This window comes from Flammeovirga sp. AWQ4_249 (assembly GCF_056161045.1).
Genome location: NZ_JBSWYJ010000027.1, coordinates 24,231 through 38,202 on the forward strand (window position 1 = coordinate 24,231; position 13,972 = coordinate 38,202).

The window sequence follows — 13,972 nt, forward strand, 5'->3', positions numbered from 1 at the left end:
TTGTACAAGAAAGTTGATAATTATTACTCTTCCAAGTAGTTGAACATAAAAAGTCTATTTTTTACGCCCTTTATCGTATTCTTTTCTGATAATATTGATATCAGCTAAAAAATCATCTGGATAAGGACTACTTTTTTCTTCTTGAGAAAGATGCTGCTTTTCGTCTTCAATTTTTTCAACATCTACTTCTTCTTCATTGTTAACCTCGTTAGCATTATCTTCTGCCTCTAAAGCTTCCCAATCAATTTCTTGTTCTTGAGGTAATTTTTCTTTACTCATGATTTTTACGTTTATTTTTCTAACATATTCTATGTAAAAAAAATTGCACAATGATAGAATTAAATTTTTCTATCATTGTGCAAGAGTACGAAAATTATTAGAATTTTTATTAGTGTCTTTAAAGAAAAGAACACCTTTGTACCTTATTAACTGTTAAAGATTTTTTCTAACATTTTCAATGTGATAAGATAGGTAGGTTTTACACCTGTTAGCCCCAAACTACCATTTGCTAAAGTGCTACCCGTAATTAGTGGATTATCAGAGGCGTAGTAAGCATATCTTACTTTTACATCCTTGCTGATATTATTTCTAATTTTAGAAGCTCCTTGAATAGCTTTTTGATAGTGAGCACCTTCCATTTCAAGTCCCATTACACCCCAAGATGAAGTCTTGAAGTATTCAAGTATATCTTTATTCTGAAGTGATGTTCCCAATACTGTTACCATTGGTCCGTCCACAAATTTCAAATCTTTTACGTCCTTGAAATCATTTACAGTAAGGTCATTTTCTACAGGGTAATTATCTGCTGTCCCTTCAAATATATGAGCAGTTGGAATCATGACGTCACCTTTGTCACCTTTTAAGATACCAGCTTTACCCATGATATTGATACTTTGAACATCTAGATTAATGTCTTTCTCATCAGATTTGTAAGGTTTCAACAATTCATCCATTGTTTCGAATGCTTGTTCACCAAAGGCGTAATCCATAACTACAATTACTGGAGCTTTCTTTCCTGTCATCTCTTTTTTGATGCCAAGCTCAGCAGGTAGAGAAGCAGCACTGATTTTTGCAGTATCAAAGATTTGTACTGAAATATTCGTACCTGAATCTTCACTTACTTGAATCATTCCTTTTTCAACTGCAGTGTGATAAATTTTCTCTCTTAGATGTCCATTATCACTTTGGCTTACTTCTTCCATTATATCTAGGAAGTCACCTTTTTTACCTTTTTTTCCTAACGCATCACAAGCGTAAAAAGAATTCATTACACTGTGAAGGTTTGAACTGATTATATGGATTGGGCGGTTGATCAAGCCATTATGAAGAAGAGTCCTCTTAATTTTGTTTGCCCATCTTTCACCATAAATATGATGACCGATACGCTCACGAAGAGTAGGACTAAAGCTTATGATTCTATCTTCTGCTTTAGTTTCTTCATTAATTGCTAATTTTCCCAACCAGTATACGATATGGAATAATCCGTTATTCTTTTTGGAATGTTTAATGAATCTGTGGTGAGCATTTCTTGTTTCTTGATATGTTCTACCAAGAATTGTCGCTAAGTAAGTAAATGCAACCTCTTCATTTTCTTTCGTTAATGCCTCTTCTCCAGTAACAATTTTTTCTAATTGCTGCCATTCTCTTAGAGCATTACCTTTTTTGTCTTGCGCGTGGTTTTTGATTTTTTCAGCTTCGATATAAATAAATGTCAAATGCGTCAAGATATCATAGATTTCACTTCGACCTCTAGTGATTTCAATGAACATTTGTTCTTCATCTATTCTATAGCAATTACGGCGTCTTGCTTGAGGGATGATTTTCGTAAAAGATGACTTTTCGTAACCTTCCTCGGATGTTAGTTTTATAAAACGAGTTTCTTCGATTCCTTTTGGAAGACGGTCAAAAACATAGACAAGTCCATTTAAATCGACTTTTTGAGTGTCAGCAAGAGAACCATAAATCTCAGGTTCCAAGATTAAAAGATCTTGCATAATAGCATGTCCAGATGCTCCACCTGGTTTATAATAACCTCTGATGAATAAATGTCTCATGACTACGTACATTCTTTCGATTGCTGCTCTCGATGCCTGTGCTCTTGTTAATTCTATCATATAAAATAGTTAAATTGAAAATTTATGAAAATATATTAGTTGGTTAATATTCTTTTGAAAATGAGTTGTTTATACTAGTATTCCAACTCTAGGTGCGTTATTTAATCATTATTTAATGATAATGAAACAAGATAATGATTCAATTCACCAACGTAGATTAATTCTACTTTAAAACCTGCAATGGCAGCATACTCCTCTAATACAGGGTAACTAACATACAGCCAATCAAACTTATCGCCTTTTATTTCACCAAATTCCATCCAATATTGAATTTGACCATAATAATCTCCTGTTAGATCAATTAGGTAAGATCCATCATCATCTTGGAAAAGGTGGATGATATCTGATGAGTCGAAAATCAATTGACCATCTTTGGTGATAAATTCTTTTGCCTTCACTAAGAACTCTGCAAGTCCTTCTAAAGTTCCCACTAGTCCAATTCCATTCATTAACATTAATAATGTATCGAATTTTGGACCATCATAGTTGTATATATTACCTGCAATAACTTTATTCACTCCTCTAGCTTTCATGGTTTCTACAGCTAAAGAAGAAATGTCCATGGCAGTAACATCTTTTCCTCTTTTTTGGAGTGCGAGTGCATGAGAACCAGCGCCTGCACCTACATCTAAAATTTTACCTTTGCAATGATCCAAAGCTAATACCTCAATTTCAGGCATATCTTTCTCTTCTCTGAATAAAAGAGGAACAGGTATGTCATCTGGTTCACTGAAATCAGAATAAACTTTTACACATAAATCGTCATCCTTACTGTCTTGAAATGAGGCAATTGCAGCGCCCATTGCATCTTTTTCTTCATCTAATGTTCTCCCGTATGTAATTTGAGACATGAGCTATATTTATGGTTAAATACTAAAGTGTAAAATTTATGCAAGTAACGATAATAATAGATGCTTGTCAATATTTATATGTTAACAATTGTGATATGGCTATAGTAGTGTAACTAGTCTGTAGAAGTCTATCATAGTGATTCTGAATGCATTTCTTTCTTCAACAGTTTCAAGAAATGGTACTCTTTTATTTCCAATTTCTATTTCAAAGCTAATGTCGCCCTTGTTTAATAGATTATAGATTTGAGTTGTGACAAGAAATTGGTCAGCCATTCCACCTTGTGTATATCTTATTTCATCATGAAGTTGACTGTTTGGATCCTTCCAGAAAATTTTAAAATGTTGATACCCCTCAAAGAATTGATTGGGTGCAATCATGATATAGGCATTGTCATTTTTGTGGTTGGTAACAATATACAATTGTAAGATAGCTTTCGTTGAATCTTGAACAGCTTTTTCATAAAGTAATATTTCAAGATCTTCAGATTGGTCAGATTGAGGAACTTTTTGAGGTATATAATAAGACGCTCTTACATTTTTGAAGAACATTCTCGTTTGATCATAAGTGACAAACTTTGGGGCAAAAGGATCAATTACCACTTCTTTATAAGGTTGACAGGCAATTGAGAATAAAATCAGATTTATAATTAATACTATATAACGCATAGAAAAAATAATTATAAACTAATTTAAATCAATTGCCTGTCATTATTATCATTATTGGATAGGTTTATGGTAAAAAGTCAATATCCAATAAGAATAGGTCTATTATAAACGTTGCATTAAACGTGGAGTAATAGAGTTTTTCCATTCTCTAAAGTCTCCGTCAATAATATGTTGACGTGCTTCTCTCACTAACCAAAGGTAGAAAGTAAGGTTATGAACACTTGCAACCATTCCAGCTAAAGCTTCATTGGCTTTAAACATATGTCTTAGATAAGCTTTTGAATAGAAAGTACTCACATAGCCACCAAGTTCAGCATCTAATGGAGTATAATCATCTTCCCATTTCTTATTCTTAAGGTTCATGATACCTTGAGTAGTAAATACATGACCGTGTCGAGCTTGTCTTGTTGGCATAACACAATCAAACATATCAACACCTAATGCAATATTTTCTAAAATATTTGCTGGAGTACCTACACCCATTAAATATCTAGGTTTGTCTTCAGGAAGAATATCACAGCATAATTCAGTGAATTCATACATCATTTCTGCAGGTTCACCAACAGAAAGACCTCCAATTGCATTTCCTTCTCTTTCATAGCTTGCAATAGTTTCAGCAGATTCAGTTCTTAAATCTTTATAAGTACTACCCTGAACAATTGGAAAAAGAGCTTGATGATATCCGTATAATGGCTCTGTTTCAGCTAATCTATCTACACAACGCTGTAACCAACGGTGGGTCATATGCATAGAATTTTTAGCATAAGTATAATCTGAAGGGTAAGGAGGACATTCGTCAAAAGCCATAATAATATCAGCTCCAATCGAACGTTCAATATCCATTACTTTCTCTGGAGTGAAAAGATGTTTAGAGCCATCAATATGTGATCTAAAAGTTACACCTTCTTCTTTGATCTTACGATTATTTGCCAATGAAAAAACTTGGTATCCACCAGAGTCTGTTAGAATTGGACGATCCCAACCATTGAATTTATGTAAACCTCCTGCCTTTTCTAAAATCTCAGTACCAGGTCTTAGATAAAGGTGATAGGTGTTACCAAGGATAATTTCAGCATTGATATCTTCCTTTAATTCTCTTTGGTGCACTGCTTTCACAGTTCCGGCTGTACCTACAGGCATAAAGATAGGTGTCAAAATTTCACCATGATCTGTCTTAATTTTTCCTGCACGTGCCTTTGTCTGTGGATCTTTGTGCTTTATTTCAAATGTTAATCCCATAATCTATAATTCGTCGAATTTATTTGGTGCTTTTAAACCAGCCGTAAAGTTAAACAATGACATTTAGATTTCTACGTTAAGAAATTGACATTAAGAGACATTATATTGTAAAAAAATGGGGAAATTGATTAGAAATTGAAGTTGATCCTAAAATTTAATGCTTTTCGTACTTATATTATGTTATTAATTAACTAATATTGTTAAATAGGAGATATCTTCAATTATCACTATTTTATTATTATTTTAAAGAATAACTAAATTACTGACTAATTACTTTAATTATCCATTCATAAATGAAACAGGAGAATATTTTTAAACCATTGCGACTAATTAAACTATTTGTTTTGCTAACAATATCCTTTACTGGTTTAGCACAAGATGGTGAAATGATCATTTCTGGAGTATATAAAGGAACAAACCTTTATGTGGAAAATCCTATGCTTTCAAGTGGAGGTTTTTGTGTAGAGAAGGTGATGATAAATCAGAGTCAAATGCAAAACTTACCGAAAGCGAGTGCTTTTGAAATTGATATGTCACATCTTAAGAAAGGAGATCAAATAAATGTAATTCTTTTTCATTCAAATGAATGTGTTCCTCGTATTTTAAATCCAAATGCCATTCGTGACAAAGGACACTTTCAATTTGTTGAATTAGATGTGACTGAAGAAGGTCTTGAATGGATTACTTCTGGCGAAGCAGCTGAAGGGAATTTTGTGGTTATGAGAATGGAACACAATTCTTGGATTGAAGAAACAATTATTCAAGGAAAATCAGATCCTAAGAAAAATCAATACTTTTATAAAGTTTTACACCACTCAGGTCTAAATCAATATAAGGTGAAATATTTAGAGGTAACTGGAAAGATATATAATTCAAGTGTGATAAAACATAGTTCATCTTCTGAAAAGGTGAAATTTTATCCTAATAGAGTATCAAAAACACTTTCATTTACAAGACCTGTTAAATATGAGATATTAGATCAATATGGAAAAGTAATCATCTCTGGAAATTCAAAAGATGTAAATTGTGAAGTCTTAGCTGGAGGGAAATATTACTTTGTAAACTATGATAATAAAACCGATAGGTTCTTTAAAAAATAAAAAAAGCCTTCTTACAATTTCAAAATGTAAGAAGGCTTTTTTCTTATATTGAATTAACCATTATCTATTTCAATCAGTATATGCCCTTTATCTACTGAATTCCCTTCAATTGCATCAATTTTCACAATTTTTCCTCCTAAAGGTGCTTTCAGGATATTTTCCATTTTCATGGCTTCCAAGATTATTAGGTTGTCATTTTCATTTACCTCATCACCTTCTTTACAAAGTATCTCAAGTACTTTACCTGGCATAGGTGCTTTGATCAAGTTCTCTTGGCTTGCAGAAGCAGAGTTCATACCTAATTGGTCTAGAAGCTGATCTAACTTTGTTTTTGCTTCCATTGAAACTCTCTTGCCATTTATTTTCAATTCAACATTCTTGTATGACTTATCGCTTCTAATAATTTCAATATCAAATCGTTGTCCATCTTTGACGACACTGTAAACTCCAGGATGTGTCTCTTTTCTTTCAATTTTTACATTTTTATTGTCAATAACAACAGATTGTTTGTCTTTAAGAATAGTAAATACATTGTCATTAATTGTGATATTAAGCATTGTGTTGTGTTAAATTTTGGCGTTAAAATTTCTTTTTTTCGTTATTAACTAATCAAATTATTTAAATATATAATTTGTAATATTGTATTAGTTAGGAACGAAATGTTTAGTTCTAATAAGATTCTCTAAATATATGAAAAAACGTTTTAGAGAAAAGAATATTAAATAATAATTATGCGTAAAAACTACCTTATTAAATTTATTTTAAGTGGTATCATTACATTAGTATTTGGTATAAATACCAGTTTTTCTCAGGAATACCAAAATCAAGATTCCTTAGAAAGAGCTCAAAAAGATACTTATGTGATAAAGAGTAAACAAAGAAGTGGAATGGATTTCGGCTTCTTTATGGGACCATCTTGGAGTATACCTGTAGGAAATTCTCCTCAGTTAATTCCTAATGCACAATACCAAACGATAAGAGATCGAGCTAGAACATCCTTTTTTATAGGATTGCGATTTAACTTTTTCTTATCGAATAAAACTTCTGTAGAGTTCAATACCATTTTTAATTCTTTAGGTAAAAGAACTGATTTTAGTGGCTATTATCATGAGTTAGGTTACTCTGAAGAAAAAGAATCTTACGTAGATGCGTTGAATTATTTCATATTCCCTTTAACATTAAACTATTATTTAAATGATAATATATATGTTAAGGGTGGTATTTACGGAGCTACTCTAGCCGGAGCCCACAGAAGAGATGGCGGTATCTATGGTGATTATTACGATGTGAAAGATCTTTATAGAGGAGGAGATTTTGGTGTGACTGCTGGTATTGGTGCTGCTTATAAAGTTATGTATATAGAGTGGCGCTATTCAAGAGGATTAATTGATATTACCTTTGATGAGGATAATTACTACAATCAAAATGTACAATTAGTATTAGGATTAAAATTCGGAGGATAATAAGATGATGAAGAGATTAATATATATAGTTTTAGGACTTCTTGTTCTAAGTTGTGGTACTGAGTTGGATAATTCTGATATTGAGGTACCTGAAAATAGTAATTTTCTATATTCTTCAACTGTAAAATATTATACAAGACCTGGAACACCTGTTGCAAGAGAAGCAACATTTCAAGGGTATTTGACTTTACAGACAAGTTCAGCAAACAGTACCGCATCTGTAGAGGTACAACCTGAATATGGTAGTCAATGGTACCTTACTGCTTCAGCTTTAAATAGATTAAATGCGGATACTTCTCTTTACAGAATAGAGGAACAAAGTGTTTATATTGATAATGATGATTTCTCAGTAGTCGGCATGGAAGTATTTGAAGATAATGGTATTGAATATCATTTATTACAAACTGCTGACTCAATTATCATTAGATATAACTCATTCTTACCACAGGTAAATGCAGAATATCAGTACACTGAAGGTGAGATTAGAGGTAGAAGATTTAGATAATTAACCTTCCATATAATAGACTCTCTTTACACGAGAGCTTATGGAAGTTAAGATTTCATAGGGAATTGTTCCTATTTCATTTGCAATGGTAGATATGGATCTATCTTTACCAAAGATGACAACTTCGTCACCAACTTTGGCTGGGATATCTGAAATGTCTACCATTGTCATATCCATACAAACGTTGCCAATAACCGGAGCTAGCTGACCATTAATGACTACTTTTCCTACACCATTACTAAATCTTCTATCAAAACCATCTGCATAGCCAATGCCAATTGTGGCAATTCTTTTATTTTTCTCTACTTTTCCCTTACGACTATAACCAACAGTTTCACCCACCTTCATTTCTTTAATCTGAGCAATGACGGTCTTTAAAGAAGCTACAGCCTGAAGATCTTCCTGTTTTAGTTGATTCACTTCCACACCATGTAATCCAATACCTAACCTTACCATATCCATTTGTGCTTCAGGGTAACGTACAATTCCAGCAGAATTTAGACAATGCTTTATGACAGTATATCCTAAGCTATCTTCCAAAGATTTAGTCATAGCTTTAAATTCAGTGATTTGATTTTGACTATATTCTTGATGTATGGCTTCATCAGCTCCTGCTAAATGAGTAAAAGCTCCGGAAACAATTACTTTATCACCTAAGTTCTCTAACTTTTGAAGCAAAAGAGGTAATTCATCTTTTGAAAAACCAAGACGATGCATTCCCGTATCAAAATTAATTTGAATTGTAAAAGGTAAGTCACTTTGTTCTTCCATTAGATACTTTTCCAATGCGTCAAGCATTTCTAAGCTATAAATCTCAGGTTCTAATTGATGAAAGCGCATCATCTCGAAAGCATCAGGCGATGGTGTTAATACCATAATTGGAGTACGAATTCCATTTTCTCGAAGTTCAACTCCCTCATCTGCAAATGCAACACCTAAATAATCTACCAAATGATATTGTAAGATATTAGCAAGTTCACTTTTGCCACTTCCATAACCTAGTGCCTTCACCATAACCATTACTTTTGTAGTTGGTTGAAGAAGAGATCGGTAATACATTAAATTATGTACGACGGCATCTAGATTTAATTCTAGTTGAGTACTATGAATTTTTCGTTGTAAAAGTGTTGATATTTTTTCAAATTCAAATTGTCTAGCACCTTTTAATAAAATTAATTCTCTATTGAATTGGATACTTTGATTTTTGATAGATGTACGTAATGCATTTGTGTCTTTATAAAAGAAGACTTTAGGTAACTCAAAAAGGTGTTTGTATTCTTCTAATTGTGAACCTACACCTACAAGTTTTTCAATCTTATATTCAATACATAATTGAGAAACTCTTTGATACAGGGCTTCTTTATTATTATTACTTTGTAAAAGATCTGAAAGGATTAATGTACGTGGTAAGTTTTCTTGATTTTGAGATAAGAAAGCTAATGCAATTTGTAATCCACCTAAATCATTGTTGTAAAAGTCATTGATTAAGACTGTATTATTGATACCATCTTTTCGTTCAAGACGCATTGGAAGCCTTTTTAAGGAATTAATACGTTGATTAATCACATCAAAAGGATATTCTAAACAGACAAGCATTGCCACACAATGCATTGCATTTTCAAAAGAAGCATCATCTGTAAAAGGAATTTGTAAAGTGAAAGTTTCCCCATCATAATTGACGATAACTTCTCCATTCTCCAATTTGACAACTTTTAAGTTAGCATTAGGGTGTTCTCCCCATGTAAAAGTCGTGTTTTCTGTTTCATCAAATTTTTCATCGATCAATTCATGATCTTTACAATAAATAACGACTTCACAATTTTTGAAAAGTTGTAATTTCTCTTCAATTTTTTGATTTGTGCTATCAAAATTCTTGTCATGTGCAGTACCGATATTTGTAAATAAACCAATGTTAGGCTGTATGATTTTTTCGAGGTTAGTCATTTCATTTGGTTGAGAAATACCTGCTTCGAATATGCCTAAATCATGTTTATCATTGATCTGCCATACCGATAATGGAACACCGATCTGTGAGTTATAGCTTTTTGGACTTTTAACTACGTTATAATCTAATTCAAGTAAATCGTATAACCACTCTTTTACAATTGTCTTTGCATTAGACCCCGTTATGCCAATTACTGGTAAGTTTTCAAACTTTTCTCTATGCCATTTGGTCAAGTCTTGCAAAGTTTGCAAAGTATTATTGACATATATAAAAGTGGCATCTTTGTAAAGATAAGCAGTATCAAAATCACTAGTGACTACGAATTTTCTAACTCCTTTTTCATATAATTCAGAAATAAAAGTTTGACCATCTCTCTTCATTCCTTTTAGAGCAAAAAAGATTGTTTCAGTAGGAGCTGATAATTGACGGCTGTCTATTAATAAATACTTTTCATCCCAGAAAGAGGTAGAAAAATCAATCATAACGTAATCGTAACTATAGTAATTTAAAGAGATACTAAATATAACGCTAAGTTATAAAGTAATAAAATCTGAAAAGTTGACCTTCATCTTATTTTTTTATCAATTCTAATTATATAATTTAAAATATACTGGTTATTAGTTAGTTATCTTTTAAGGTTATTATATGTAAACTCTTATAATAATGGTTAATCTGAAGCGAAAAGTATTAAATAATTGAAAATCAAGATGTATGTTTGCGCAACTTTTACCGTTTAGGATATTAGGTTGTAAAAATACATAGCATTCCATCTAGAAAACTTACATTACCTTATTTCGCCTAATTTAATCACTGAGATCATAACACTATACTGTATTCTATAAGATTACTGTTGTAGATGATCTTTTCGAATAGAAAAATCTGTTAAATGAGAAACTTATTAGAATCTTACAAATCACATTACAAAGACACAATTAGAATTGCAACGCCTGTAGTTATTTCTCAAGCGGGTCAAAACCTTACAAACATTATTGATAATGTAATGGTAGGGCATTATGACACTGTGGACTTAGCAGCAGCTGGCTTTGCAAACAGTCTTTTTGCGATCTTCCTTGTTTTTGGGATTGGTTTTGCCATTGGTGTAACTCCTTTAGTGGGCAAAGCATATGGTAAAAGAGATTTTGATGAAATGGGAAGTCTATTCAAACATAGTATGGTATTAAACGCTTTGTTTACTGTGTTTTTGGTAACTGTATTATATTCATTGTCTAGTGTATTAGGGTACATGGGGCAAACGGATGAGGTAGTCATGGCTGCAAAACCCTACCTATTAATCAATACATTCTCATTAATTCCATTAATGGCCTTCTTTACGGCAAAACAATTCGCAGAGGGAGTAAAGAGGACAAAGGTAGCTATGTACTTTACATTAACTGCCAATATAATCAACTTTGTGATCAATTATGTATTGATTTACGGTAAATTTGGTGCTCCAGAACTTGGGTTATTAGGTGCAGGTATTGGTACTATGATATCTAGAGTAGTTATGGGTATTGGTATGTTCATATATGTAATAAAAGGAAGTCATTTCCATAAATATTTACATAATATGAAAGAAGCTAAAATTCATGGAGAGAAAATCCTTCAGCAATTAAAAATAAGTTTACCGATTGGTCTACAAGCTCTAATGGAAGTAGGAGCATTTGCCGTTGGATCTATGATTGTAGGTACAGTGGGTACGCAACCTATGGCAGCTCATCAGATTGTAATGAGTATGATTTCATTGACATTTATGATGGTAAGTGGAGTAGCATCAGCTGTTTCAGTTAGGGTAGCTAACTTCTTTGGTGAAGGAAATTGGGCTGAAGCAAAAAAAGCAGGTTTTACAGGGATGCAATTTGCGATGTTGGCCATGACGATTTCAGCAACGACATTCTTGTTATTCAATATATTCCTTCCTTCTTTATTTACGAAAGATCAGGATGTTATTATGTTTGCTTCTCAAATGTTGTTCTTTGCAGCATTATTCCAACTTTCAGATGGTGCTCAGGTGATTATGACAGGAGCTTTAAGAGGAATTACAGACGTAAAAATTCCAACTGTTATTTGTTTTATTTCGTACTGGGTTGTTTCACTTCCTTTAGGATATTATTTAACAGAATACACTGATTGGAGCTTCTTAGGTGTTTGGATTGGTTTAACAACAGGTTTAACATTGTCTGCTACGTTATTGTTCTTTAGATTTACAGCTAGAACAAATCATGAGATCAATAAAAATAAGGTAGATGAAAATGCCTTAGTCAAAGCCAATGCATAAGCAGAAACAAGAGTTACGAAAGGAAATTATACAAAAAAGGAATGCTTTATCACAAGAACAATGTGAGATAGCAGAAGAATATATTACAGCAGCTTTTTGGGAAATAACTTCTCAGAAAGCTGCTGTTTTGCATACTTATATACCTATTAACAACGAAGCCTCCACATTAAAAATTATATCACAAGCTATAAAATTAGGTTGGAAAGTTATTGTACCTAAAGCATTGCCTAATAGACAATTAAAACACCTTGTTTTAGAAAATATTGAAGATTTAGTTGAAGGAAAGTTTGGGACTTTAATTCCTAAAGAAGAAATTGAATATGAGGGAGAGATTGATTATGTTCTTGTGCCAGGAGTAGCCTTTTCACAGATAAATGAAAGAATGGGGTATGGAGGTGGATACTATGACACCTTTTTAAGTAAATACCCCGATTCCCAAAAAATAGGAGTTGGGTATGGCTTCCAGATGTACCATAAGTTACCTGTAGAAGAACATGATATTGACATGGATCATCTTATCATAGCGTCAGTGTAAACCTTATGTGAATTATTTTTTAAGTGTTACGAAAGCTGTTTTTTCTGGTTGAAATACATTTAAGTTTGTGGAGAAAATAATTAATTAAAACTATGAAAATAACAGCAAAATTATTCGGAATTTTTTTATTACTACACATCTTGTTCTTTAGCTGTGAGTCTACTCAAAAAAAATATAAAGATCCACGTGAACATGATTCTGCCATGAGAATGGCTTATGAAATGCAAGCAAATATTACAGCAGCAGTAACTGCAGATGCGGAAACATTACCTGTCAAAGCATTAAAAAATGAAGATGCTGCTGATGATCCTGCAATATGGTATAATTCAAAGAACCCTACTGCTTCAATTATCATTGGTACTGATAAGAAAAATGGTTTGTACTCTTATAATTTAGATGGAGAAAAACTTGATTTTGTTCCAGTAGGAAAAGTAAATAATGTTGACTTAAGAGGGAACATATTGATAAATGAATTAAATGTAGTCCTTGTTTCTGCTAGTAATAAAACAAATTCTAGTATTGATCTTTTTCTTTTAGACTCTCTTGGTCACTTACAGGAAATTAAATTCAATAATAAAACAAAATTGGATGATGTTTATGGGTATTGTATGTTCCAAATTGAATCAAAACCATACTTTGTCATCAATAATAAAAATGGGAATATCCATATTTACTCTTTACCTGATGTATTAGAAGTAAAATCTGAGTTTATTTTAGAAAGATCTTTTAAAGTGGCTTCTCAACCCGAAGGAATGGTTGTTGATGATCAAACAGGCATTTTGTATTTAGGTGAAGAAGCAGTAGGGATTTGGAAAGTCGACCTATTGGATAAAGCCTCTAATTTATCTTTTATCGCTAGTACTTCAATAAAAAATAATAAAGCATTGGTCGCTGATATTGAAGGTATAGGTTTATATAAAACAGGTATTGATACAGGATATCTTATCGCTTCTAGTCAAGGTAATTTCTCCTATGCATTATTTTCATTGGAAAATGATGAATATCTCACAAGCTTTAAAATTGTAGATGGGGTAGTAGATGGAGTTGAAGAAACTGATGGTTTAGAAGTATTAAATCAACCTCTTGGAGAGAAGTATCCTAAAGGGATTTTAGTAGTACAAGATGGATTTAATTTTGATACTGATACATTAGTTTCGCAAAACTTTAAAATTGTTTCTTGGGAGAAAATTCAAAGCATAATCGACCAATCTATATAAATTTTAAATTTTCATGGATTGAAAGGCTACTTTTCTATTGAAGTAGCCTTTTTTATTAAAAT

13 protein-coding genes are annotated in these 13,972 nt (G+C 32.3%); 6 read left to right on the top strand and 7 right to left on the bottom strand.

Annotation, left to right across the window (positions count from 1 at the left end):
• Positions 1-54: 54 nt before the first annotated feature.
• The 5 genes from ACXAHM_RS17985 to tgt all read right to left on the bottom strand — a co-directional run bounded on the left by ACXAHM_RS17985 (position 55) and on the right by tgt (position 4,870).
• Positions 55-279, bottom strand: coding sequence for a hypothetical protein (locus ACXAHM_RS17985; protein ID WP_474962669.1), 225 nt, complete (start codon positions 277-279; stop codon positions 55-57).
• 146 nt (positions 280-425) lie between these two features.
• Entirely contained in the window at positions 426-2,114 is a 1,689-nt protein-coding gene (locus ACXAHM_RS17990) for a DUF6909 family protein (RefSeq protein WP_474962673.1), read from the bottom strand.
• A gap of 101 nt (positions 2,115-2,215) precedes the next feature.
• A complete protein-coding gene (locus tag ACXAHM_RS17995; RefSeq protein ID WP_474962677.1) occupies positions 2,216-2,965 on the bottom strand; it encodes a class I SAM-dependent methyltransferase in 750 nt (249 codons plus the stop codon).
• Between the two features lie 99 nt (positions 2,966-3,064).
• Positions 3,065-3,631: a hypothetical protein gene (locus ACXAHM_RS18000; protein WP_474962679.1), complete on the bottom strand. Its 567-nt coding sequence runs from the start codon at positions 3,629-3,631 to the stop codon at positions 3,065-3,067.
• 102 nt (positions 3,632-3,733) lie between these two features.
• Complete coding sequence (gene tgt / locus ACXAHM_RS18005) at positions 3,734-4,870, bottom strand: tRNA guanosine(34) transglycosylase Tgt (protein WP_474962681.1); 1,137 nt, start codon at positions 4,868-4,870, stop codon at positions 3,734-3,736.
• 344 nt (positions 4,871-5,214) lie between these two features.
• Between tgt and ACXAHM_RS18010 the strand changes: the two genes are divergently transcribed.
• Complete coding sequence (locus ACXAHM_RS18010) at positions 5,215-5,970, top strand: hypothetical protein (protein WP_474962683.1); 756 nt, start codon at positions 5,215-5,217, stop codon at positions 5,968-5,970.
• 53 nt (positions 5,971-6,023) lie between these two features.
• Here the strand turns inward: ACXAHM_RS18010 and ACXAHM_RS18015 are convergent, their stop codons facing one another.
• Positions 6,024-6,527 carry an acyl-CoA carboxylase biotin carboxyl carrier protein subunit gene (locus tag ACXAHM_RS18015; RefSeq protein WP_474962686.1) on the bottom strand — a complete coding sequence of 168 codons (504 nt, stop codon included), beginning with the start codon at positions 6,525-6,527 and terminating at the stop codon, positions 6,024-6,026.
• Between the two features lie 174 nt (positions 6,528-6,701).
• Between ACXAHM_RS18015 and ACXAHM_RS18020 the strand changes: the two genes are divergently transcribed.
• Together ACXAHM_RS18020 and ACXAHM_RS18025 are read left to right on the top strand one after the other, a co-directional pair.
• Entirely contained in the window at positions 6,702-7,433 is a 732-nt protein-coding gene (locus tag ACXAHM_RS18020; protein WP_474962690.1) for an outer membrane beta-barrel protein, read from the top strand.
• Between the two features lie 4 nt (positions 7,434-7,437).
• On the top strand, positions 7,438-7,938 hold the full coding sequence (locus ACXAHM_RS18025; RefSeq protein ID WP_474962692.1) for a hypothetical protein: 501 nt from the start codon (positions 7,438-7,440) through the stop codon (positions 7,936-7,938).
• Here ACXAHM_RS18025 and ACXAHM_RS18030 read toward each other — a convergent pair whose 3' ends face one another.
• Positions 7,939-10,365, bottom strand: coding sequence for a bifunctional UDP-N-acetylmuramoyl-tripeptide:D-alanyl-D-alanine ligase/alanine racemase (locus tag ACXAHM_RS18030; protein WP_474962695.1), 2,427 nt, complete (start codon positions 10,363-10,365; stop codon positions 7,939-7,941).
• Positions 10,366-10,769: 404 nt separating this feature from the next.
• On the opposite strand from ACXAHM_RS18030, the gene ACXAHM_RS18035 reads away from it, so the two are divergent.
• The 3 genes from ACXAHM_RS18035 (at position 10,770) to ACXAHM_RS18045 (ending at position 13,910) form a co-directional block, all read left to right on the top strand.
• Complete coding sequence (locus ACXAHM_RS18035; protein ID WP_474962697.1) at positions 10,770-12,158, top strand: MATE family efflux transporter; 1,389 nt, start codon at positions 10,770-10,772, stop codon at positions 12,156-12,158.
• A complete protein-coding gene (locus ACXAHM_RS18040) occupies positions 12,151-12,693 on the top strand; it encodes a 5-formyltetrahydrofolate cyclo-ligase (RefSeq protein WP_474962700.1) in 543 nt (180 codons plus the stop codon). The genes ACXAHM_RS18035 and ACXAHM_RS18040 overlap by 8 nt, the downstream gene beginning before the upstream one ends.
• Before the next feature lie 92 nt (positions 12,694-12,785).
• Positions 12,786-13,910 carry a phytase gene (locus ACXAHM_RS18045; RefSeq protein WP_474962702.1) on the top strand — a complete coding sequence of 375 codons (1,125 nt, stop codon included), beginning with the start codon at positions 12,786-12,788 and terminating at the stop codon, positions 13,908-13,910.
• Positions 13,911-13,972 lie beyond the last annotated feature (62 nt).